General features: G+C 54.2%; 21 protein-coding genes and 1 riboswitch. Of the genes, 13 read left to right on the plus strand and 8 right to left on the minus strand.

The annotated features are described in order from the left end of the window. Positions 1-29 precede the first annotated feature (29 nt). Positions 30-130, minus strand: a riboswitch (TPP riboswitch). Between the two features lie 36 nt (positions 131-166). After that, positions 167-1,822 carry an HTH-type transcriptional regulator SgrR gene (gene sgrR / locus PUP35_RS03385; protein WP_115876450.1) on the minus strand — a complete coding sequence of 552 codons (1,656 nt, stop codon included), beginning with the start codon at positions 1,820-1,822 and terminating at the stop codon, positions 167-169. Between the two features lie 88 nt (positions 1,823-1,910). On the opposite strand from sgrR, the gene sgrT reads away from it, so the two are divergent. Next, positions 1,911-2,063, plus strand: a complete 153-nt coding sequence (gene sgrT / locus PUP35_RS03390; protein ID WP_023334488.1) for a glucose uptake inhibitor SgrT — start codon at positions 1,911-1,913, stop codon at positions 2,061-2,063. A gap of 119 nt (positions 2,064-2,182) precedes the next feature. Then, positions 2,183-3,361 carry a sugar efflux transporter gene (locus PUP35_RS03395; protein WP_133293771.1) on the plus strand — a complete coding sequence of 393 codons (1,179 nt, stop codon included), beginning with the start codon at positions 2,183-2,185 and terminating at the stop codon, positions 3,359-3,361. A 48-nt stretch (positions 3,362-3,409) separates the two neighbouring features. Here the strand turns inward: PUP35_RS03395 and PUP35_RS03400 are convergent, their stop codons facing one another. From PUP35_RS03400 to leuL, 7 genes are all read right to left on the minus strand, one after another. Continuing rightward, a complete protein-coding gene (locus PUP35_RS03400; RefSeq protein WP_111964050.1) occupies positions 3,410-3,991 on the minus strand; it encodes a cytochrome b/b6 domain-containing protein in 582 nt (193 codons plus the stop codon). Between the two features lie 106 nt (positions 3,992-4,097). Continuing rightward, complete coding sequence (locus PUP35_RS03405) at positions 4,098-4,988, minus strand: cation diffusion facilitator family transporter (protein WP_274242014.1); 891 nt, start codon at positions 4,986-4,988, stop codon at positions 4,098-4,100. Positions 4,989-5,150: 162 nt separating this feature from the next. Continuing rightward, positions 5,151-5,756 carry a 3-isopropylmalate dehydratase small subunit gene (gene leuD, locus PUP35_RS03410; protein WP_029741219.1) on the minus strand — a complete coding sequence of 202 codons (606 nt, stop codon included), beginning with the start codon at positions 5,754-5,756 and terminating at the stop codon, positions 5,151-5,153. Positions 5,757-5,766: 10 nt separating this feature from the next. After that, positions 5,767-7,167: a 3-isopropylmalate dehydratase large subunit gene (gene leuC / locus PUP35_RS03415; RefSeq protein WP_115876447.1), complete on the minus strand. Its 1,401-nt coding sequence runs from the start codon at positions 7,165-7,167 to the stop codon at positions 5,767-5,769. Between the two features lie 2 nt (positions 7,168-7,169). Beyond that, a complete protein-coding gene (gene leuB, locus PUP35_RS03420; RefSeq protein ID WP_115876446.1) occupies positions 7,170-8,261 on the minus strand; it encodes a 3-isopropylmalate dehydrogenase in 1,092 nt (363 codons plus the stop codon). Then, positions 8,261-9,832 (minus strand): 2-isopropylmalate synthase, encoded by a 1,572-nt coding sequence (gene leuA, locus PUP35_RS03425; RefSeq protein WP_023334495.1) that lies wholly within the window; start codon positions 9,830-9,832, stop codon positions 8,261-8,263. The genes leuB and leuA overlap by 1 nt, the downstream gene beginning before the upstream one ends. A 91-nt stretch (positions 9,833-9,923) precedes the next feature. Beyond that, entirely contained in the window at positions 9,924-10,010 is an 87-nt protein-coding gene (gene leuL, locus PUP35_RS21965) for a leu operon leader peptide (RefSeq protein WP_071786497.1), read from the minus strand. Positions 10,011-10,598: 588 nt separating this feature from the next. Here leuL and leuO point away from each other — a divergent pair. The 11 genes from leuO (at position 10,599) to mraY (ending at position 23,397) form a co-directional block, all read left to right on the plus strand. After that, the gene (gene leuO / locus PUP35_RS03430) at positions 10,599-11,561 is read left to right on the plus strand and encodes a transcriptional regulator LeuO (RefSeq protein WP_274242016.1); all 963 of its coding nucleotides are present in this window, start codon (positions 10,599-10,601) and stop codon (positions 11,559-11,561) included. 380 nt (positions 11,562-11,941) lie between these two features. Beyond that, positions 11,942-13,666 carry an acetolactate synthase 3 large subunit gene (gene ilvI, locus PUP35_RS03435; RefSeq protein WP_274242019.1) on the plus strand — a complete coding sequence of 575 codons (1,725 nt, stop codon included), beginning with the start codon at positions 11,942-11,944 and terminating at the stop codon, positions 13,664-13,666. A gap of 1 nt (position 13,667) precedes the next feature. Continuing rightward, positions 13,668-14,159: an acetolactate synthase small subunit gene (gene ilvN / locus PUP35_RS03440; protein WP_045907792.1), complete on the plus strand. Its 492-nt coding sequence runs from the start codon at positions 13,668-13,670 to the stop codon at positions 14,157-14,159. 179 nt (positions 14,160-14,338) lie between these two features. After that, positions 14,339-15,346 carry a catabolite repressor/activator gene (gene cra, locus PUP35_RS03445; RefSeq protein WP_008501993.1) on the plus strand — a complete coding sequence of 336 codons (1,008 nt, stop codon included), beginning with the start codon at positions 14,339-14,341 and terminating at the stop codon, positions 15,344-15,346. Positions 15,347-15,945: 599 nt separating this feature from the next. After that, complete coding sequence (mraZ, locus tag PUP35_RS03450; RefSeq protein WP_021240528.1) at positions 15,946-16,404, plus strand: division/cell wall cluster transcriptional repressor MraZ; 459 nt, start codon at positions 15,946-15,948, stop codon at positions 16,402-16,404. A 2-nt stretch (positions 16,405-16,406) separates the two neighbouring features. Beyond that, positions 16,407-17,348 (plus strand): 16S rRNA (cytosine(1402)-N(4))-methyltransferase RsmH, encoded by a 942-nt coding sequence (gene rsmH, locus PUP35_RS03455; RefSeq protein ID WP_021240527.1) that lies wholly within the window; start codon positions 16,407-16,409, stop codon positions 17,346-17,348. Beyond that, complete coding sequence (gene ftsL, locus PUP35_RS03460; RefSeq protein ID WP_008501989.1) at positions 17,345-17,710, plus strand: cell division protein FtsL; 366 nt, start codon at positions 17,345-17,347, stop codon at positions 17,708-17,710. Before rsmH ends, ftsL begins: the two co-directional genes overlap by 4 nt. 15 nt (positions 17,711-17,725) lie before the next feature. Beyond that, positions 17,726-19,492 (plus strand): peptidoglycan glycosyltransferase FtsI, encoded by a 1,767-nt coding sequence (locus tag PUP35_RS03465; protein ID WP_111964042.1) that lies wholly within the window; start codon positions 17,726-17,728, stop codon positions 19,490-19,492. Next, on the plus strand, positions 19,479-20,966 hold the full coding sequence (gene murE / locus PUP35_RS03470; RefSeq protein WP_048979011.1) for a UDP-N-acetylmuramoyl-L-alanyl-D-glutamate--2,6-diaminopimelate ligase: 1,488 nt from the start codon (positions 19,479-19,481) through the stop codon (positions 20,964-20,966). Before PUP35_RS03465 ends, murE begins: the two co-directional genes overlap by 14 nt. After that, positions 20,963-22,321, plus strand: a complete 1,359-nt coding sequence (murF, locus tag PUP35_RS03475; RefSeq protein ID WP_136195613.1) for a UDP-N-acetylmuramoyl-tripeptide--D-alanyl-D-alanine ligase — start codon at positions 20,963-20,965, stop codon at positions 22,319-22,321. The genes murE and murF overlap by 4 nt, the downstream gene beginning before the upstream one ends. Then, a complete protein-coding gene (gene mraY / locus PUP35_RS03480; RefSeq protein ID WP_008501985.1) occupies positions 22,315-23,397 on the plus strand; it encodes a phospho-N-acetylmuramoyl-pentapeptide-transferase in 1,083 nt (360 codons plus the stop codon). The genes murF and mraY overlap by 7 nt, the downstream gene beginning before the upstream one ends.

Genomic DNA, 23,397 nt, shown 5'->3' on the forward strand with positions numbered 1-23,397 from the left:
TGCACCTCAGGGTTGAGTGGCAAAGGATTTTGAGCGACAGCCTCAAATCCCTTCGCCGGCGTTATCCGGATCAGGTTCGACGGGTATTATCTCAGCGCACATCTGTGATGCAGCACCCCGTTGAGAACGGCGCTATTGTAATGATTTGGTGAATATTACGAAAGCGTTATGGCTCCGGGGGCGCAAACCAGGCGGATTTAAAATCAAACCAGCCCAGGGTGTTCATCCGCAGGCCGCGCATGCTGCGCTGGCCCTGAATCATCAGCCAGTGGTGGATCAGCGGGACGATCGCCTGCTCGGCCAGCAGCTGCTGGCACCATACGGCAAGATTCATCTCGCCCGCTCGCCACAGGGCGGCGTCCTGCTGCCAGTCACGGTCGATGCAGTGCTGGATCAGCGGGACTTCATACAGATGTGAAAATAATGAAAAATCGAGCGGCAGGGTAAAATTAGCGCTGTTGAGCCAGATATCGCTGGCGATCTCTCCCTGATGCCATTCGTCATAGTCCACTTCTCTTACCTCTAACTTGACCCCCTCGGCTGCCAGCAGGCGGGTCATGATCCTCGCGATAAAACGATGCTCCACGTGCTCGCGGTAGTAGGTCAGGGTGATGGACTCCAGCCCTGCGGGTTTGTCGCAGTGCGACGGTCGGGCGTGGTGCCAGCGCGGAAGCAGGCCGTAGGCCGGAAACCAGTATGTCTGGTACTGCTCTTCCGCATGGTAGATCAGATTGGAAGGGGACAGCACGTGGCTGATCCACTTGCGGACGCCCTGGTTTGCCCCGCGGTGGGTGCGGCGGTCAAACAGGAGATAGTAGCATCCCTCCTCCAGGCGGCTCTCCACGGCCTTTTCTCCGGTGGTGGGGCCTTCAAGCGTCAGCCCGCAGCTCAGGTCTTCATTGAGATCAGGCAATACCCACACGTTCACTTCGTCGATCAGCGCCCGATAGCCAAAGTAGTCATCGAACGCGCGGATTTTCAGCTGGTTGCTGTTATTGCGGGACACGGAGTAGGGCCCGGTGCCAATCGGCAGGCTGGCAAAATTGTTCAATGATTCCCACTCGCCGGGCAAAATCATCGACGGTACATAGCCCAGCAGCCAGGGAAGCCACTTGTCCTGCTGCGACAGCTCAATGTCTAGCGTCCAGGCCGTGGGGGAGTGGATGCGCGAAATATGCGAGTAGAGCGGCAGCCTGCGGGCGCGTTCCAGAGAGGCGATGACGTCGTGCATCTCCAGCTCGCGGCCGTGGTGAAAGTGGATGCCGGGGCGTAAGAAGAAGCGCCAGTGGCGCGGGGAAAGCTGCTGCCAGTGATGGGCAATATCCGCCTCCAGTTCCCCGTTTTCCTCATTTATGCGCGTCAGGCCGCTGAAGATTTGTCGGGCCATGTGGGTTTCAGAGCGGCGTAACGCCGTGCCGGGCAACAGATTTTTCATTGGCCGATAGTAGAGCACCCGCAGAATGTGCCGGCCCTGACGAAAACTGCGTCCGAGATGGGAAACCAGCATCTGGCGCACGGCGGCCTTGTCGCCCACCAGCTGGACCAGCTGATCGATGCGGTCCTGTTCGAGCAGATCTTCTGCGCGCTGCTGCTGCAACGCCAGTCCGGTATACAGGAAGGTCAGTCGCGAGCGTTTGCCGCGTCCCGCTTCCGCTTCCCAGCTTAACCACCCCTGCTGCTGCATGGTGTTGAGCAGCGTGCGCATATGGCGGCGGGAACAGCTAAGCAGGTCCGCCAGCTCGTTGAGCGTGGTCTCCTGCGATTGCCCCTCGCAGCACTGCCAGAGGCGGATAAACTGTTGTTGCAGACGACCGGAAGGCATAAAAGGGGAACTCCTGACAAAAAACCAGCAATTTATTTATCCCTATATTAGGCCAATAATTCTCCTCGATGAAGCGAGGAGGTAAATTATGAAGAGGTCTACCGCACGTCAGTTTTATCAGCAGTACTTTTCAGCGACAAAAGGATCGTCCTGGCTGGCCCGCCGGTGTGCAGAGCAACGGCTGAAAACGTTAGAAGAATTGATGCAGTGGGACGTTACGACACCGACCTCTTCCCGCTAACTCGCCTCGATCATGTGTGACTGAGTATTGGTGCTTATCACCCGCCAGCAAAATGTTTTTGCTGGCTTTTTTCGTTTACTATTCACCCAATTTCGATTCGCTTTCACAAGGACTTGCGCATGCTGTGGTTGATGACGATGGGGCGACGCCTGAACGGCGTGTATGCCGCTTTTATGCTGGTGGCCTTTATGATGGGCGTGGCGGGGGCGCTTCAGGCGCCGACGCTGAGCCTGTTTCTCAGCCGCGAGGTAGGGGCGCAGCCGTTTTGGGTCGGCCTGTTTTATACCGTCAACGCCATTGCCGGGATCCTGGTCAGCCTCGCGCTGGCGAAACGATCGGACAGTCAGGGCGATCGCCGCAGGCTAATCCTCTTTTGCTGCGCCATGGCCGTGGGCAACGCGCTGCTCTTTGCCTTCAATCGTCATTATCTGACGCTCATTACCTGCGGCGTGCTGCTGGCGTCGCTGGCGAACACCGCTATGCCGCAGCTGTTCGCCCTGGCCCGTGAATATGCGGATAACTCCGCGCGGGAAGTGGTGATGTTCAGCTCGGTGATGCGTGCCCAGCTCTCGCTGGCGTGGGTCATTGGTCCGCCGCTGGCCTTTATGCTGGCGTTGAACTATGGCTTTACCACCATGTTTTCCATTGCGGCAGGGATTTTTGTCATCAGCCTGGCGCTGATAGCCTTCGCACTGCCGTCCGTGGCCCGCGTCGAACAGGCGACGGATAAACCTGTTACCCAGGTGAGCGGCTGGCAGGACAAGAACGTCCGCATGTTGTTTATTGCCTCGACGCTGATGTGGACCTGCAACACCATGTACATTATTGATATGCCGCTGTGGATCAGCAGCGATCTGGGCTTACCGGACAAGCTCGCGGGGATCTTAATGGGGACCGCCGCCGGGCTGGAAATTCCGGCGATGATTCTGGCGGGCTATTACGTTAAGCGCTTTGGAAAGCGTCGGATGATGATCGTCGCCGTGGCGGCCGGGGTACTGTTCTACGCGGGGTTGATCCTTTTCCATTCGCGTGAAGCGTTGCTGGCGCTGCAGCTGTTTAACGCCGTGTTTATTGGAATTGTTGCCGGGATCGGCATGCTCTGGTTCCAGGATCTGATGCCCGGCCGTGCAGGCTCGGCAACGACGCTTTTTACCAACAGTATTTCAACCGGCGTGATCCTGGCGGGCGTGATTCAGGGGGCGCTGGCGCAAAGCTATGGTCATGCGTCGGTCTACTGGATGATTGCGGCGCTATCCGTCGTGACGCTCCTGCTGACCTGCCGCGTAAAAGACGTGTAATCGGATGAGTGAAACGGAGCCCGGGAGCACCGGGCTCTGTGAAGCGTTTTATTCGGAATACTGATATTTACGCTGCGCGCGTAGCGTCAGGTACATATGAACGAGTCCCATGAAGCCGTGTGCCCAGAAATATGTCTCAATAAAAACTGTCAGGAATTTATGCAAATCTAAGACGGATTCCGTGACGGACGAAACCGGCCCAAGCGTGGCGTTCAGCACGAACCAGGCCGCGCCGCAGAGTGCAACGCCCAGCAGCGCCAGCACACCCAGACCTTGCACCGTTGCCGCCATACCGCCAGCATGCGCGTCAGGTAACTGACGCTGCGCGAGGGTGCGAATATCTTCAACGATTCCACGAAAATCCAGTGCCAGCCAGGCGTAGTAATACTTAAATCCGCGCTGGGTTAACATCCATGCCATCATGGCAATACCACAAAAAATTAAACCAAACCCTGAGATAACATGGATCCAGGTGACAATTCCGTTCAGTCCGGATTCGTGGAGGGCCTCGCTTTCGGTGAAATTAGAATTGATAATTTGGGCCAGCACCAGTATGGCTACAAGAATGTGCAGTACGCGAAGAAAAGGCGTTTCTTTATGGGGAAGCGTATTACGTAGCGTTGGGTTCATCGCTTTTTACCTCAATAATGAGAGAGCTGATGCGATGCAGTGTGACGCAGATTAATTAACGAAACCTTAACGATGAGTAGCGTCACACTGTATTTATGCGTTCTGATTAGCGAGCAGGATCAATATGCGTCATCACGTTCAGCACATTGAATTTTTGCATCACGTTGTTTCTGGCATTGACGGCAATCTGATGCCCTTCTTTTACGCTTAATTCGCCGTTCACTTCCAGATGGACATCGACAAGGGCTAAATCGCCCATCTTGCGGGTTTTTAAATCATGGAGTCCGGTGACGCCTTCGGTTGAGAGAAGACACGTTTTGATATCGTGCTCCAGCTCGGGTTCAAGCGAACGGTCCATCAGATCGTGCAGGGCATCGGCAGAGAATTTGTAACCCATATGGGCGATGAACACTCCGACAATCAGGGCCGCAATCAGGTCCATCGCGTGAAAACCCACTAAATTCCCGGCAATACCGATGGCGACAACCACTGACGACGCTGCGTCAGAACGGGCATGCCAGGCATTGGCTATCAGCAGCGAGGACTGAATACGTTTTCCCGTGGCAAACATGTATCTGAACAGACTTTCCTTCACCACCAGCGCCAGTATCGCCACCCACAAAGCGGCCCCTTTCACCATCTGATGCGTCTCGGGATTAAGCAGTTTATTGCCAGCGGACCAGAGCATCCCGACCCCCACGAGCAGCAGAATAGCGCCAATAATAAGCTTTGCACCGTTTTCGAAACGCAGATGACCGTAATGATGATCGATATCAGAGGCTTTCTGACTCTTTTTATTCGCAATCAGAACGACAAAGTCAGAAGATAAATCGGAAAGAGAATGAATCCCATCAGCAATTAATCCCTGTGAACCGGAGAATATTCCTGCAACTATCTGAAAGCAGGTGAGTAAAATATTTATTATCACGCTTACTAATGTGCATTTATGTATTTCCCGAGAACGGATGTGAGACTCATTGCCATTTTTCTTTTTCATGATAATTTCCGCTACCAACTGATTGAGCGATTATTCTGTGCAGGGAACATTAAATTAACGTTAAATATAACGTCATTATTGGCTGGGTTTGGGAATATTTACAGAAGGAGGGCGGGTATCGGGATAAAACGCGGCCTGCAGAGTGCACTGCAGGCCGGAGGATTACTTCATAAATGCAGGTTGTTTGTTTTCGTAAGTGGCAATCGCCGCTTCGTGCTGGAGAGTTAAACCTATGCTGTCCAGACCGTTCAGCATGCAGTGACGGCGGAACGCATCAATGCTGAAGCTGTAGGTTTTATCCCCGGCTTTCACCACTTCCGCTTCCAGATCCACTTCAAACGAAATACCCGGATTCGCCTTAACCAGCGCGAACAACTCATCGACCTGTTCATCGCTCAGCGTCACCGGCAGCAGCTGGTTGTTGAAGCTGTTACCGTAAAAAATATCCGCGAAGCTTGGGGCGATGACCACTTTGAAGCCGTAATCGGTGAGCGCCCACGGCGCGTGTTCGCGGGATGAGCCGCAGCCAAAGTTTTCTCGGGCCAGTAAAATGGAGGCGCCTTTGTACTCCGGGAAGTTCAGAACGAATTCCGGATTAGGCACTTCGCCTTTGTCGTCCAGGAAACGCCAGTCGTTGAACAGGTGCGCGCCAAAGCCGGTACGCGTTACCTTCTGCAGAAATTGTTTCGGAATAATAGCGTCAGTATCGACGTTAGCGGCGTCCAGCGGGACAACCCGGCCCGTATGTTGGGTAAATTTCTCTGCCATGATTGTCTCCTTATTTCAGGCTGCGAATATCGGCGAAATGGCCGGTGACTGCCGCAGCGGCGGCCATTGCCGGGCTGACCAGATGGGTACGCCCACCGCGGCCCTGACGGCCTTCAAAGTTACGGTTGCTGGTGGAGGCGCAGCGCTCACCCGGATTCAGGCGATCGTTATTCATGGCCAGACACATCGAGCAGCCAGGCAGACGCCACTCGAAGCCCGCTTCGATAAAGATCTTATCCAGACCTTCGGCTTCCGCCTGGGCCTTCACCGGACCAGAGCCTGGAACCACCAGCGCCTGCACGCCCGGCGCGACTTTACGGCCTTTGGCAATCTCTGCCGCCGCGCGCAAATCTTCGATACGGGAGTTAGTGCAAGAACCGATAAAGACTTTATCAATGGTCACGTCGGTCAACGGCACGCCGGGCTTCAGCCCCATATAGGCCAGCGCTTTTTCCGCACTGGCGCGCTCGACCGGATCGGCGAAGGAAGCAGGATCTGGAATGGCGTCGTTGACGGAAATCACCTGACCCGGGTTGGTCCCCCAGGTCACCTGCGGCGCAATCTCTTCTGCCTGCAGCGTGACAACGGTATCAAACGTCGCCCCATCGTCGGTTTTCAGGGTTTTCCAGTACGCTACCGCGTCGTCAAAATCGTGACCTTTCGGCGCATGCAGACGGCCCTTCACATAGTTGAAGGTCGTTTCATCTGGCGCGACCAGACCGGCTTTGGCGCCCATCTCAATGGCCATGTTGCACAGGGTCATGCGGCCCTCCATGCTCAGCGCCTGGATAGCGTCTCCGCAGAACTCAACGACGTGGCCTGTACCGCCTGCGCTGCCGGTTTTACCGATAATCGCCAGCACGATATCTTTCGCGGTAATGCCAGGTGCCGCTTTGCCCTTCACTTCAATCTTCATCGTTTTGGCACGGCCCTGCTTCAGGGTCTGCGTCGCCAGAACGTGTTCAACCTCTGAGGTGCCAATCCCGAACGCCAGAGCGCCAAACGCGCCGTGTGTTGCGGTATGGGAGTCACCGCAGACGATGGTCATGCCCGGCAGGGTGATCCCTTGCTCAGGCCCCATCACGTGGACGATGCCCTGATAAGGATGGTTCAGGTCGTACAGCTCAACGCCAAATTCTTTACAGTTCTTAATCAGCTCCTGCATCTGGATACGCGCCATCTCACCCGAGGCATTAATGTCTTTGGTCTGGGTGGAAACGTTGTGATCCATCGTCGCGAAGGTTTTACCCGGCTGACGTACCGGACGCTTGTGCGCGCGCAGGCCGTCAAATGCCTGAGGAGAGGTCACTTCGTGTACCAGATGACGGTCAATGTACAGCAGCGGGGTTTCGTTTGGTGCCTCGTAAACAACGTGCGCATCAAACAACTTTTCGTATAACGTTTTAGCCATGATTACACCCCTTCAGCGACATAGCGGGCAATGATGTCGCCCATTTCATCGGTACTGACTGCCGCCGTGCCGCGTGCTAAATCGCCGGTACGGACGCCTTCTTCTAACGCCCGGTTAATGGCGTGTTCAATTGCGGTTGCTGCATCGTCTGCATCCAGGCTGTAGCGCAGCAGCAGGGCCAGGGAGAGGATCTGCGCAATCGGGTTGGCAATGTTCTTGCCGGCGATATCCGGCGCGGAGCCGCCCGCAGGCTCGTACAGGCCAAAGCCTTCTTCATTCAGGCTTGCGGATGGCAGCATTCCCATGGAGCCGGTGATCATTGCGCACTCGTCAGAGAGAATATCGCCGAACAGGTTGGAGCACAGCAGCACGTCAAACTGGGACGGATCCTTAATCAGCTGCATGGTCGCGTTATCGATGTACATGTGCGACAGCGTGACGTCCGGGTACTGCTTAGCGACTTCGCTGACGATCTCGCGCCACAGAATCGAAGACTGCAGCACGTTCGCTTTGTCAATGGAGGTCACTTTATGGCGACGTTTACGCGCAGACTCAAAGGCGATATGGGCGATACGTTCAATTTCGAAACGGTGATACACCTCGGTGTCGAACGCTTTTTCGTGCTGACCGCTGCCTTCGCGTCCTTTTGGCTGACCGAAATAGATCCCGCCGGTCAGTTCACGCACGCACAGAATGTCGAAACCGTTGGCGGCGATATCCGCGCGCAGCGGGCAGAACTCTTCCAGACCCTGATACAGCTTCGCCGGACGCAGGTTGCTGAACAGCTTGAAGTGTTTACGCAGCGGCAGCAGCGCGCCGCGCTCTGGCTGCTCTGCTGGCGGCAGGTGTTCCCATTTCGGGCCACCGACGGAACCAAACAGCACGGCATCGGCATTTTCACAGCCTTCCACGGTCGCTTTTGGCAGCGGTGTACCGTGGTTATCAATCGCAATACCGCCCACGTCGTAGTGGCTGGTGGTGATTTTCATCGCAAAACGCGCGCGAACGGCTTCCAGTACTTTCAGCGCCTGTGCCATCACTTCCGGGCCAATACCGTCGCCCGGCAACACAGCAATATGGTAATTCTTCGACATTACACGGTTTCCTTGTTGTTCTCTTTATTCTGAGCTTTGCGTTGCAACTCTTTTTCGACTTCGGCGGCGCGCCAGATGTTGTTCAGAACATGCACCATCGCCTTCGCGGAGGATTCAACGATATCGGTCGCCAGGCCCACGCCATGGAAGCGACGGCCGTTGTAATTGACCACGATATCCACCTGACCCAGCGCATCTTTGCCGTGGCCCTTGGCCGTCAGGTCATATTTGACCAGCTCAACGTCGTACTCGGTGACGCGATTAATCGCCTGGTAAATCGCATCGACAGGGCCGTTACCGTTAGCTGCCTCTGCTTTAATTTCATCTCCGCAGGCCAGCTTGACCGAGGCGGTAGCGATGTCGCTGGACCCGGACTGCACGTTGAAGTAATCCAGACGGAAGTGCTCCGGCTCTTCCTGCTGTTTGTTGATAAAGGCCAGTGCTTCCAGGTCGTAGTCGAAGACCTGGCCTTTTTTGTCGGCCAGCTTCAGGAACGCGTCATACAGCTGATCCATGTTGTAATCGCTGTCCTTATAACCCATCTCTTCCATACGGTGCTTAACCGCCGCACGGCCTGAACGGGAGGTCAGGTTCAACTGCACCTGATTCAGGCCAATGGATTCCGGGGTCATGATTTCGTAGTTTTCACGGTTCTTCAGCACGCCATCCTGGTGAATACCGGAAGAGTGTGCGAAGGCGCCAGTGCCGACAATCGCTTTGTTAGCCGGAATGGGCATGTTGCAAATCTGGCTGACGGTCTGGCTGGTGCGCCAGATTTCGTTGTGATTGATGCGGGTGTGCACGTCCATGATGTCTTTGCGCACTTTGATCGCCATGATCACTTCTTCCAGAGAACAGTTGCCCGCACGTTCGCCGATGCCGTTCATCGCGCCTTCAACCTGACGCGCCCCGGCGTGGACGGCGGCGATGGCATTACCCACGGCCAGACCCAAATCATCGTGGGTGTGGACGGAGATAATTGCCTTATCAATATTTGGTACGCGGTCATACAGGCCGGTGATGATGTTGGAGAACTCAAACGGCATGGTGTAGCCGACGGTGTCCGGAATGTTGATGGTTTTGGCACCAGCATTGATGGCGGCTTCGACGACGCGCGCCAGGTCTTCGATTGGCGTACGGCCCGCATCTTCACAGGAGAATTCAACGTCATCGGTATAGTTGCGTGCGCGCTTAACCATGTAAACCGCGCGCTCAATCACCTCATCCAGCGTGCTGCGCAGCTTGGTTGCGATGTGCATGGGCGAGGTCGCAATAAAGGTGTGGATACGGAACGCTTCGGCCACCTTCAATGACTCGGCGGCAACGTCGATATCTTTCTCTACGCAGCGCGCCAGGGCACACACGCGGCTGTTTTTAATGGTGCGGGCGATAGTCTGGACGGATTCGAAATCACCCGGAGACGAGACAGGGAAACCGACCTCCATCACGTCGACACCCATACGTTCGAGAGCCAGCGCGATCTGCAGTTTCTCTTTAACACTCAGGCTTGCCTGTAATGCCTGTTCACCGTCACGTAAAGTAGTATCGAAAATAATGACTTGCTGGCTCATGGGTTAGGTCCTTGTCAGTCTTAGGGCGCCTTGCTACGAGCATAAAAAAACCCGCGCAGTGGCGCGGGTTTTTAGTCTTACTGGTGACGATTCAACGCTGAATTTCGCCCGCCAGTCTACCGCGCACAGTGGATGCGTTTAGTAGTAGTAGACCGGTGAAACGAATGGTGCGTGTCATGAATCGTGCTCCGTTAAATTCAATATGCTTTTAGTGGTACTGGATACGGCTGTTCATGTCAACCCCTGAAGATGAAAACGGGTCCGAGAGACGGAATCAACAGGTTATTAACTTTAGCTAATTGTGCTGGTTTTAGCTTTCGTAGCCCGACTAATTGTCTAATTTTGGACTTAATAAAAGAGTTGCAGAAACAAATAAATATAATTGTTTAAAATGAGTGAAATGTGTTGAAGAGAATGCTTTGTGCTTAAAGAGTTTGGATATCATTAAGTTATAAATACAGTGAATCTATTCCAGAACGTTGAAAAACGAAAAGAGATAACAGGTTGTTAAGTAACTGTAGATCGATAGTATTAACAGTTTAATAATACTTAAGTCATCGTTAACCTGATGGTAATTGTATATTTGTTTAGTTTATGGTTTCATTCAGATCCTAAAGTCAAACATATCATTTGCGCTCATTAGTTTTCATTTATATAGAGTCTTTATATATTCCGAATTTTAAATAATTCTCTTTCGCTGATCGTATTTGCATGATAAATCATATTTTTCGAGATTATTACCGTACGATGGCAAAGGGAGTGTAGCGTGACAGTGGAGTCAGAAGTGCCAGAAAATAATATTAAACAACCTCAAGCTACTGATGGGATTAAACCGCAGTTACGCACGGTGGATCTGAATCTTCTGACGGTGTTTGATGCTGTCATGCAGGAACAGAATATCACCCGAGCGGCCCAAACGTTGGGGATGTCACAACCCGCCGTGAGTAATGCCGTTGCAAGGCTTAAGCTCATGTTTAACGACGAATTATTCGTTCGCTACGGGAGGGGTATCCAGCCTACGGCTCGCGCGTTCCAGCTGTTCGGATCTATTCGCCAGGCGTTGCAACTGGTTCAAAATGAGCTGCCGGGATCGGGCTTTGAACCCTTAAGCAGCGAGCGCGTATTCCATCTTTGTGTCTGTAGCCCATTAGATAATTATTTAACGTCAATTATTTATAATAAAGTTGAAGAGATCGCACCAAATATCAATCTTGTTTTTAAATCATCCCTGAATCAAAACACGGAACATCAGTTACGCTATCAGGAGATCGAGTTCGTTCTCGGGTATGAAGAGTTCCGTCGTCCGGAATTCTCCTGCGTGCCGCTGTTTAAAGATGAAATGGTTCTGGTCGCCAGTAAAAAACACCCACGCCTGAATTCTCCGCTGCGCGAAAACGATGTTTATAACGAGCAGCATGCCGTTGTTGCACTCGACAGATATGCTTCCTTTAGCCTGCCGTGGTATGACACTGCGGATAAACAGGCAAGCGTGGCTTATCAGGGCATGGCTATGGTCAGCGTATTAAACGTGGTCTCACAGACACAGCTGGTGGCGATTGCGCCGCGCTGGCTGGCAGAAGAGTTTTCTGACTCTCTAAATCTGCAAATTTTACCTCTGCCACTCAAACTAAATAGCCGTACCTGTTATCTTTCCTGGCATGAAGCAGCGGGGCGGGATAAAGGACATCAGTGGATGGAAGAGCTGCTGGTGGGCATTTGCCGTCGGTAAACGCATCAGGATAAATTGCATCGGATTATGTGATTTATCCTGATTTTTTTTAGATAATTGATATTTTGTTCTGTTGTTCTTTTTTTTTGGCTGCTCTCCGGCTCGCAAAAATAGATGATTTCCTGCGTTGTCGCGCTTTTCAGTGATGATTTATCACCCCATCCTCTATTCCCAGAGGAATTAACCATATCTTCAGTTAACGGCTGCTTTTTCTGCTTTACGCACCGTTTATCTCTCCAGGTTTGCTAATTGCCTGCCTCATAACGAGCGGTTAAGGTAAAGAACACTCTGCAAAATATAAGATTGGTTTCTCCCAATCGTAAGACGGTGCGGAAATGAATTCGGCATTCCGTCTATAACAAAATGCCTGGAGGCAAACCATGGAGATGTTGTCTGGCGCGGAAATGGTCGTTCGGTCGCTGATCGATCAGGGCGTAAAGCAAGTGTTCGGCTACCCTGGCGGCGCGGTTCTCGATATTTATGATGCGCTGCACACGGTAGGGGGCATTGACCATGTTCTGGTACGTCACGAGCAGGCGGCGGTACACATGGCTGACGGCCTGGCGCGGGCGACGGGTGAAGTGGGTGTGGTATTAGTCACGTCCGGTCCCGGCGCGACAAACGCCATTACCGGCATTGCGACAGCGTATATGGACTCTATCCCGCTGGTGATCCTCTCCGGGCAGGTGGCAACCTCACTGATCGGTTACGATGCGTTTCAGGAGTGCGACATGGTCGGGATTTCGCGTCCCGTTGTGAAGCACAGCTTCCTGGTCAAGCAAACGGAAGACATTCCCGGCGTACTGAAGAAAGCTTTCTGGCTGGCGGCGAGCGGACGCCCTGGACCGGTGGTGGTCGATCTGCCTAAAGATATCCTCAACCCGGCAAACAAGCTGCCTTATGTCTGGCCGGAAGCGGTCAGCATGCGCTCTTATAACCCAACAACGCAGGGGCACAAAGGGCAGATCAAGCGGGCGTTGCAAACGCTTCTGGCAGCCAAAAAACCGGTGGTCTATGTCGGAGGCGGTGCGATCAACGCTGCCTGTGAAGCCCAGCTTCGCGAGTTGGTTGAAAAACTCAACCTTCCTGTGGCGTCGTCGCTGATGGGACTGGGGGCGTTCCCCGCAACCCATCGTCAGGCGCTGGGTATGCTGGGTATGCACGGTACCTATGAAGCCAACATGACGATGCATCATTCCGATGTGATTTTTGCCGTCGGCGTGCGTTTTGACGATCGCACCACAAACAACCTGGCGAAGTATTGCCCTAACGCCACCGTGCTGCATATTGATATCGATCCAACGTCAATTTCAAAAACGGTATCGGCTGATGTGCCTATCGTCGGTGATGCCCGGCAGGTTCTGGAGCAAATGCTGGATCTGCTGGCTCAGGAGAGTGCGACCCAGCCGCTGGATGAGATCCGCGACTGGTGGCAGCAGATTGAACAGTGGCGCGCGCGTCAGTGCCTGAAATATGACACACAAAGTGATAATATTAAGCCGCAGGCGGTCATTGAAGCGGTGTGGCGACTGACGAAAGGTGAGGCGTACGTAACCTCAGATGTTGGGCAGCATCAGATGTTTGCCGCCCTGTATTACCCGTTTGATAAACCGCGACACTGGATCAACTCCGGTGGTTTAGGAACAATGGGCTTTGGTCTGCCTGCCGCGTTGGGCGTGAAGCTGGCGCTGCCGAATGAAACCGTCGTCTGCGTAACGGGGGACGGCAGTATTCAGATGAACATTCAGGAGCTGTCTACTGCGCTGCAATATGAACTGCCGGTACTGGTGCTGAACCTGAATAACGGGTATCTCGGTATGGTGAAGCAGTGGCAGGATATGATCTACTCTGGCCGTCACTCTCAATCCTACATGAAATCGCTGCCAGATTTTGTTCGCCTTGCTGAAGCTTACGGCCATGTTGGCATGCGGGTGACCGATCCGGCAGAGCTGGAAACAAAGCTCGCGCAAGCGCTTGAGCACGTTAAAAACAACCGCCTCGTCTTTATGGATGTGATTGTTGATGGGACCGAGCACGTTTATCCGATGCATATTCGTGGAGGCGGTATGGATGAAATGTGGTTAAGCAAAACGGAGAGAACCTGATATGCGCCGGATATTATCGGTTTTACTGGAAAATGAGTCTGGCGCACTGTCGCGCGTCATTGGCCTTTTTGCGCAGCGCGGCTATAACATTGAAAGCCTGACCGTTGCCCCGACGGAAGATCCAACGCTGTCACGCATGACGATCCAAACTGTCGGCGATGCCAAAGTGCTAGAACAGATTGAAAAACAGCTGCATAAGCTGGTTGATGTGCTGCGCGTGAGCGAGCTGGGGCAGGGGGCCTATGTTGAACGTGAGGTCATGCTGGTGAAAATCCAGGCCAGCGGCTACGGGCGCGAAGAAGTTAAACGTAATGCGGATATTTTCCGCGGACAAATTATCGACGTTACGCCTTCTCTTTATACGGTTCAGCTGGTCGGGACAAGTGACAAGCTGGATGCTTTCCTGACGTCCGTGCGGGATGTGGCAAAAATTGTCGAGGTCGCGAGATCGGGTGTAGTGGGTCTGTCACGCGGCGAGAAAATCATGCGTTAGTTGTCAAAAAGGTTCGCCTCTTTCTGCCCGGTCACCAAAGCCGGGCTTTTTTTTGCGTAATCAGCCGACAACGCAGATAAAAGCGGTTGCCGCGAAGGCTTTTCTGCGTTTAGATGTTAAAAGATTTAACCATAACCTTGACAGGGCCATGGACTCTTTTCTTTTTTTAAGGGGCAATTGTGAAACTGGATGAAATCGCCCGGCTAGCCGGCGTGTCACGAACAACGGCCAGCTATGTGATTAACGGTAAAGCAAAGCAGTACCGTGTCAGCGACAAGACCGTTGAAAAAGTTATGGCGGTGGTTCGTGAGCATAACTACCATCCGAATGCTGTCGCAGCCGGTCTGCGCGCCGGGCGCACCCGCTCTATTGGTCTGGTGATCCCTGACCTGGAAAACACCAGCTATACCCGTATCGCCAACTATCTCGAACGTCAGGCGCGCCAGCGCGGCTATCAATTGCTGATTGCCTGCTCTGAAGATCAGCCCGACAACGAGATGCGCTGCATTGAACATCTTCTCCAGCGCCAGGTGGATGCCATTATTGTTTCGACCTCCCTACCGCCAGAACATCCGTTCTACCAGCGCTGGGCGAACGACCCGTTCCCAATCGTTGCGCTGGATCGTGCGCTCGATCGCGAGCATTTCACCAGCGTCGTGGGGGCGGATCAGGACGATGCAGAAATGCTGGCCGCAGAGCTGCGAACTTTCCCCGCTGAAACTGTGCTGTATCTTGGCGCGCTGCCCGAGCTTTCCGTTAGCTTCCTGCGTGAGCAGGGGTTCAGAACCGCCTGGAAAGACGATCCGCGCGAGGTTCATTACCTCTATGCCAACAGTTACGAGCGTGAAGCCGCAGCGCAGCTGTTCGAAAAATGGCTGGAGACACACCCGATGCCGCAGGCGCTATTCACCACGTCGTTTGCGCTGTTGCAGGGTGTCATGGATGTAACCTTACGCCGTGAAGGTAAACTTCCCTCTGACCTGGCGATTGCCACGTTTGGGGATAACGAGCTGCTCGACTTCCTCCAGTGTCCGGTGCTGGCGGTAGCACAGCGTCACCGTGATGTGGCTGAACGCGTGCTGGAGATTGTGCTGGCAAGCCTGGATGAGCCGCGCAAACCGAAGCCGGGCCTGACGCGTATCAAACGTAATCTCTATCATCGCGGAATTTTAAGCCGCCAAAAATGAAATGACCGGGGCGGGGAAGTCTGCCCCATTTTGCTGCGATAAATCGTGCGGATAATTCCCGGAGAGAAATTAGGATAATTCTTGTGAGATCATAATCGCCTATTTTTCTTAATTCATTTTGGCTCTTAAATTGTCCTTTAAAGAACATCTCAGCGATTTTAAACAGCTATCTTTGTATTATTTTGTTACAAACCCCATTCGGCCGATGAATATTCAGACGTTTTTCCTCCTCCTGTAGCTGCTTACGTGGCAACTGCCGCGCTTACCCGGTGCCAGAGTTAATCTGGCGCTGTTATCCCCTGAGAATCTGTCATAAAATGCTGCCCGCGTCGCAAACTGACACTTTATATTTACCTGCGATGATATTGAGTGAGCTTTAACGCTAGTGTGCATATTCGGTTTTTTTCTTACAAATATTCATAACGTTAATTTTGCCTCGCCAGTTGTGCAGTTATTAACCAGGACTGTTTAACTCTGTAAATAGAGGGCTTTCGAGTCCTTACAGGGAGAGTCCTGGCTTGACAAGCTTTTCCCTCGCTCCGTAAACTCCTTTAGGTGGGAATTTGTGGGTTAAAGTGGTGAGGAGGGGTGAGACTGGCATGTTCCGTGGAGCAACGTTAGTCAATCTCGACAGCAAAGGGCGTTTATCGGTACCAACCCGATACCGCGACCAGCTGATTGAGAACGCTGCGGGTCAAATGGTTTGCACCATTGACATTAACTCCCCCTGCCTGCTGCTTTACCCCTTGCCTGAATGGGAAATTATTGAGCAAAAGCTGTCGCGACTGTCGAGCATGAACCCGCAGGAACGCCGCGTGCAGCGGCTGTTATTGGGACATGCCAGTGAATGTCAGATGGATAACGCAGGGCGGTTACTGATTGCCCCTGTGTTACGGCAACATGCCGGTCTGACCAAAGAAGTGATGCTGGTCGGGCAGTTCAACAAATTTGAACTGTGGGATGAAACGACCTGGTATCAACAGGTCAAGGAAGATATCGACGCTGAGCAGTCTGATTCCGCGACATTATCGGAACGGCTGCAGGACTTGTCTCTATAAATATGATGGAAAATTATAAACATAAAACGGTGTTACTGGACGAGGCCGTAAACGGTCTGAATATTCGTCCGGATGGCATCTACATTGATGGCACGTTTGGCCGCGGTGGTCACTCGCGTTTGATTCTCTCCCAGCTTGGAGAGGAAGGACGTCTGCTGGCAATCGATCGCGATCCGCAGGCAATTGCGGTTGCACAGACCATCAATGACCCACGCTTTTCCATCGTGCATGGACCTTTCTCTGCGCTCGCAGATTATGTTGCTGAGCGCGGCCTGACGGGCAAGATCGACGGGATTCTCCTCGATCTTGGCGTCTCTTCACCCCAACTTGATGATGCCGAACGTGGTTTCTCCTTTATGCGTGATGGTCCGCTGGATATGCGGATGGATCCGACGCGCGGTCAGTCTGCCGCTGAGTGGTTACAGACCGCTGACGAAGCCGATATTGCATGGGTCATCAAAACGTTTGGCGAAGAGCGCTTTGGCAAACGAATCGCGCGCGCCATCGTTGAGCGTAATCGCATTGAACCAATGACCCGCACCAAAGAGTTGGCCGAAGTGATCGCGGCGGCGACACCGGTGAAGGATAAGCACAAACATCCCGCGACCCGTACCTTCCAGGCGGTTCGCATCTGGGTAAACAGTGAACTGGAGGAAATAGAGCTGGCGCTAAAAAGCTCGCTCGACGTGCTGGCCCCGGGGGGGCGGTTATCCATCATCAGCTTCCATTCGCTGGAAGACCGTATTGTGAAACGCTTTATGCGTGAACAAAGCCGCGGTCCACAGGTACCAGCGGGGCTGCCGATGACGGAAGAACAACTCAGGAAGCTGGGTGGCCGTCAGTTGCGAGCATTAGGCAAGTTGATGCCGGGCGAAGAAGAAGTGGCAGAGAATCCACGCGCCCGTAGTTCAGTGCTGCGTGTTGCAGAGAGGACGAACGCATGATCGGCAGAGTGACAGAGACCCTAAGCAAAGTTAAGGATTCGTTAGGAAGCAACGAGCGCCATGCCTTGCCTGGCGTGATCGGCGACGATCTTTTGCGGTTTGGGAAACTGCCACTCTGTCTGTTCATTTGCATCATTGTCACGGCAGTTACGGTGGTGACCACCGCCCACCATACACGTTTATTGACTGCGCAACGCGAGCAGATGGTACTGGAACGCGATGCGCTGGATATTGAATGGCGAAATCTGATCCTTGAAGAAAACGCGCTCGGCGATCACAGCCGGGTTGAACGGATCGCAACGGAAAAGCTGCAACTGCAGCATGTTGATCCTTCGCAGGAAAATATCGTAGTACAAAAATAAGGGAAAACGCGACGCATGAAAGCAGCGGCAAAAACGCTAAAACCAAAACGTCAGGAAGAACAGGCCAACTTTATCAGTTGGCGTTTTGCGTTGCTTTGCGGCTGCATTTTACTCGCTCTGGGTTTTCTGCTTGGACGCGTGGCCTGGCTACAAATCATCGCTCCTGACATGCTGGTACGCCAGGGTGACATGCGTTCCCTGCGCGTTCAGGAAGTGTCGACATCCCGTGGGATGATTACCGATCGCTCGGGGCGTCCGCTAGCGGTGAGCGTGCCGGTGAAGGCGATTTGGGCCGATCCTAAAGAACTGCATGATGCTGGCGGTATCACACTTGATAACCGCTGGAAGGCCCTTGCGGATGCGCTGAAGATGCCGTTGGACCAGTTAGCTTCACGCGTGAATACGAACCCGAGAGGGCGCTTTATCTATCTGGCACGTCAGGTGAACCCTGACATGGCGGACTACATCAAAAAATTGAAGCTGCCGGGGATCCATCTGCGTGAAGAATCCCGTCGTTACTATCCATCCGGCGAAGTGACTGCTCACCTCATTGGCTTTACTAACGTTGATAGCCAGGGGATTGAAGGCGTTGAAAAAAGCTTTGATAAATGGCTCACCGGCCAGCCCGGCGAGCGCATTGTGCGTAAAGACCGCTATGGTCGCGTGATCGAGGATATTTCCTCAACGGACAGCCAGGCCGCACACAACCTTGCGCTGAGTATCGATGAGCGATTACAGGCGCTGGTTTACCGCGAGCTGAACAATGCCGTGGCCTTCAACAAAGCGGAATCGGGCAGTGCTGTGTTAGTTGATGTCAGCACGGGTGAAGTGCTGGCGATGGCCAATAGCCCGTCCTACAACCCTAATAATCTTACCGGCACGCAGAAGGATGTAATGCGTAACCGTACCATCACCGACGTGTTCGAACCGGGTTCGACGGTTAAGCCGATGGTGGTCATGACTGCACTTCAGCGCGGTATCGTCAACGAAAACACCGTACTGAATACCATTCCATACCGAATTAACGGTCACGAAATCAAAGACGTGGCGCGCTACAGCGAATTGACCCTGACCGGGGTATTACAGAAGTCGAGTAACGTCGGCGTTTCAAAGTTGGCGTTAGCGATGCCGTCCTCAGCGTTAGTAGAGACTTACTCACGTTTTGGACTTGGAAAGGCGACCAATTTGGGGTTGGTCGGAGAACGCAGTGGCTTATATCCTCAAAAACAACGGTGGTCTGACATAGAGAGGGCCACCTTCTCTTTCGGCTACGGGCTAATGGTAACTCCGTTACAGCTAGCGCGAGTCTATGCAACGATTGGCAGCTATGGCGTCTATCGTCCGCTGTCGATTACTAAAGTTGATCCACCAGTTCCGGGCGAGCGTATCTTCCCGGAATCTGTCGTTCGTACCGTGGTGCACATGATGGAAAGCGTGGCGCTGCCTGGCGGCGGCGGCGTGAAGGCGGCGATCAAAGGTTATCGCATTGCCATCAAGACCGGTACTGCGAAAAAGGTGGGGCCAGACGGCCGCTACATCAACAAATATATTGCCTATACCGCAGGCGTTGCGCCTGCAAGCAATCCGCGTTTTGCGCTGGTGGTCGTAATAAACGATCCACAGGCGGGTAAATACTACGGCGGCGCCGTCTCCGCGCCTGTGTTCGGGGCTATCATGGGCGGCGTGTTACGCACCATGAACATTGAACCGGATGCGCTGGCGACGGGCGAAAAAAGTGAATTTGTAATTAATCAAGGCGAGGGTACAGGTGGCAGATCGTAATTTGCGCGACCTTCTCGCTCCGTGGGTGCCAAATGCACCGGAGCGAGCACTGCGAGAGATGGTACTGGACAGCCGCGTGGCTGCTTCTGGCGATCTTTTTGTGGCGGTGGTCGGTCATCAGGCGGACGGGCGTCGTTATATCCCGCAGGCGATTGCGCAAGGTGTGGCTGCCATTATTGCTGAGGCCAAAGATGAGGCAACCGACGGTGAGATCCGTGAAATGCACGGGGTGCCGGTTATCTATCTCAGCCAGTTAAACGAGCGTCTCTCCGCGCTGGCGGGACGTTTTTATCACGAACCTTCCGACCAGCTGCGTCTGGTCGGCGTGACGGGCACGAACGGTAAAACCACCACCACGCAGCTGATGGCGCAGTGGGCCCAGCTGTTGGGTGAAACCGGTGCAGTGATGGGTACCGTAGGTAACGGCCTGCTGGGCAAAGTGAGCCCGACGGAAAACACCACCGGCTCGGCGGTAGACGTACAGCATGTGCTTGCAGGTCTGGCTGGGCAGGGGGCAACCTTTGCTGCGATGGAGGTCTCTTCGCACGGTCTGGTACAGCATCGGGTTGCGGCGCTGAAATTTGCCGCTTCAGTGTTTACTAACCTGAGTCGCGATCATCTTGATTATCATGGTGATATGGAGCATTACGAAGCCGCGAAATGGCTGCTGTTCTCCACTCACCATTATGGACAAGCCATCATCAACGCCGACGACGAAGTGGGCCGCCGCTGGCTGGCGAAGCTGCCGGATGCGGTTGCGGTGTCGATGGAAGACCATATCAATCCGAACTGCCACGGCCGCTGGCTGAAGGCGGTTGAGGTGAATTACCACGACAGCGGGGCGACAATCCGCTTTGCCTCTTCCTGGGGTGAAGGCGAAATTGAAAGCCGCCTGATGGGCGCGTTCAACGTCAGCAACCTGCTGCTGGCGCTGGCGACGCTGCTGGCGCTGGGTTATCCGATGGCTGAACTGCTGAAAACCTCAGCGCGTCTGCAGCCGGTTTGCGGCCGTATGGAAGTGTTCAGCGCGCCGGGCAAACCGACCGTTGTGGTTGATTATGCCCACACGCCGGATGCGCTGGAAAAAGCGCTCGAAGCGGCGCGCCTGCACTGCGCCGGGAAGCTCTGGTGCGTGTTTGGCTGCGGTGGCGATCGTGATAAAGGCAAACGCCCGCTGATGGGGGCTATTGCCGAGCAGTTCGCAGATATTCCGGTAGTAACCGATGACAACCCGCGTACGGAAGAGCCGCGCGCCATCATCAATGACATTCTGGCGGGCATGCTGGACGCGGGCCGTGCTCGCGTGGTGGAAGGCCGTGCGGAAGCCGTGACCAATACCATTATGCAGGCGCAGGAGAATGATGTTGTCCTGTTAGCGGGCAAAGGGCATGAAGATTATCAGATCGTTGGCAATCGCCGTCTGGACTACTCGGACCGCGTAACGGCAGCACGCCTGCTGGGAGTCGTGGCATGATTAGCATCACGTTACGTCAGGCCGCTGCAATCCTGAAGGGCGACCTGCACGGGCAAGACCTGACCATTGATGCCGTAACGACGGACACCCGCAAAATCACTGCAGGCTGTCTGTTTGTGGCGCTGAAAGGCGAACGTTTTGACGCGCATGATTTTGCTGAACAGGCCAAAGAGAACGGCGCCGGTGCGCTGCTGGTCAGCCGCAAGCTCGATATCGATCTGCCGCAAATTGTGGTGAAAGATACGCGCCTCGCGTTCGGTGAGCTGGCCGCCTGGGTGCGTCAGCAGGTGCCTGCTCGCGTCGTCGCGCTGACCGGGTCATCCGGCAAAACGTCGGTGAAAGAGATGACGGCGGCGATCCTCGGCCAGTGCGGCAATACGCTTTATACCGCGGGCAACCTCAATAATGATATCGGCGTGCCGATGACATTGCTTCGCCTGACCAAAGAACATGACTATGCGGTGATCGAGTTAGGAGCAAACCACCAGGGCGAAATCGCCTGGACCGTGAGCCTGACTCGCCCGGAAGCGGCGCTGGTGAATAACCTCGCGGCTGCGCACCTGGAAGGCTTTGGCTCGCTGGAAGGCGTGGCAAAAGCGAAAGGCGAGATTTACACCGGCCTGCCGGATAACGGTATCGCTATTCTGAACGCCGATAACAACGACTGGCTGAACTGGCAGAGCATTATTGGCTCGCGTAAAACCTGGCGCTTCTCGCCAAATGCGGCCAACAGTGATTTTACGGCGACCAATATCCATGTGACGTCCCACGGCACCGAGTTCACCCTCACGACTCCAACGGGGGGCGTGGAGGTTCTGCTGCCGCTGCCGGGTCGCCATAACATCGCCAATGCCCTTGCGGCGGCGGCGCTGTCAACGGCGGTGGGCGCTACACATGAGGCGATCAAAGCCGGGCTGGCGAACCTGAAAGCCGTGCCGGGTCGTCTGTTCCCGATTCAGCTTTCGGAAAACAAACTGCTGCTGGATGACTCCTACAACGCGAACGTTGGTTCAATGACGGCGGCGGTGCAGGTGTTATCAGAAATGCCGGGCTACCGCATCATGGTGGTTGGCGACATGGCAGAGCTGGGCGACGAAAGCGAAGCCTGTCATACCCAGGTTGGCGAAGCGGCGAAAGCTGCGGGGCTGGACTGTGTACTGAGCGCAGGAAAACTGAGCCAGGCGATTAGCCAGGCCAGCGGCGTTGGCGAGCATTTTGCCGATAAAACCGCGTTGATTGAGCGCCTTAAGGCATTAATTACAGAAAAACAAATTGTGACAGTGTTAGTGAAAGGTTCACGTAGTGCCGCCATGGAACAGGTTGTGCACGCATTACAGGAGAACGGGACATGTTAGTTTGGCTGGCCGAACATTTGGTCAAATATTATTCAGGCTTTAACGTCTTTTCGTATCTGACGTTTCGCGCCATCGTCAGCCTGCTGACTGCGCTGTTCATCTCGTTGTGGATGGGCCCGCGCATGATTGCCCGTCTGCAAAAACTCTCTTTCGGCCAGGTTGTGCGTAACGACGGTCCGGAATCGCACTTCAGCAAACGCGGTACCCCGACCATGGGCGGGATCATGATCCTGACCGCCATCGTCGTTTCCGTGCTGCTGTGGGCGTATCCCTCCAACCCGTACGTCTGGTGCGTTCTGACGGTACTGGTGGGTTATGGGATCATCGGTTTTGTTGATGATTACCGCAAAGTCGTTCGTAAAGATACTAAGGGCCTGATCGCGCGCTGGAAATATTTCTGGATGTCGGTGATCGCGCTTGGCGTAGCCTTCGCGCTGTATCTGGCAGGCAAAGACACACCGGCCACCGAGCTGGTTGTGCCGTTCTTCAAAGACGTGATGCCGCAGTTGGGGCTGTTCTACATTCTGCTGGCCTACTTTGTGATTGTCGGCACCGGTAATGCCGTTAACCTTACCGACGGTCTGGATGGCCTGGCCATTATGCCAACCGTCTTTGTGGCGGCCGGTTTCGCGCTGGTGGCGTGGGCGACCGGTAACATGAACTTTGCGAACTACCTGCACATTCCTTATCTGCGCCATGCGGGTGAGCTGGTGATCGTCTGTACGGCGATTGTTGGCGCGGGGCTGGGCTTCCTGTGGTTCAACACCTATCCGGCTCAGGTCTTTATGGGTGACGTCGGTTCACTGGCGTTAGGCGGCGCGCTGGGCATTATCGCCGTACTGCTGCGTCAGGAGTTCCTGCTGGTGATCATGGGCGGCGTGTTTGTGGTTGAAACCCTGTCGGTGATTTTGCAGGTCGGTTCCTTCAAGCTGCGCGGTCAGCGCATCTTCCGTATGGCGCCGATTCACCACCACTATGAACTGAAAGGCTGGCCGGAGCCGCGCGTTATTGTGCGCTTCTGGATTATTTCGCTGATGCTGGTGCTGATTGGCCTGGCAACGCTGAAGGTACGTTAA

Origin of the sequence: Enterobacter sp. S-33 (assembly GCF_028735835.1) — a bacterium.
GTDB lineage: Bacteria > Pseudomonadota > Gammaproteobacteria > Enterobacterales > Enterobacteriaceae > Enterobacter > Enterobacter vonholyi.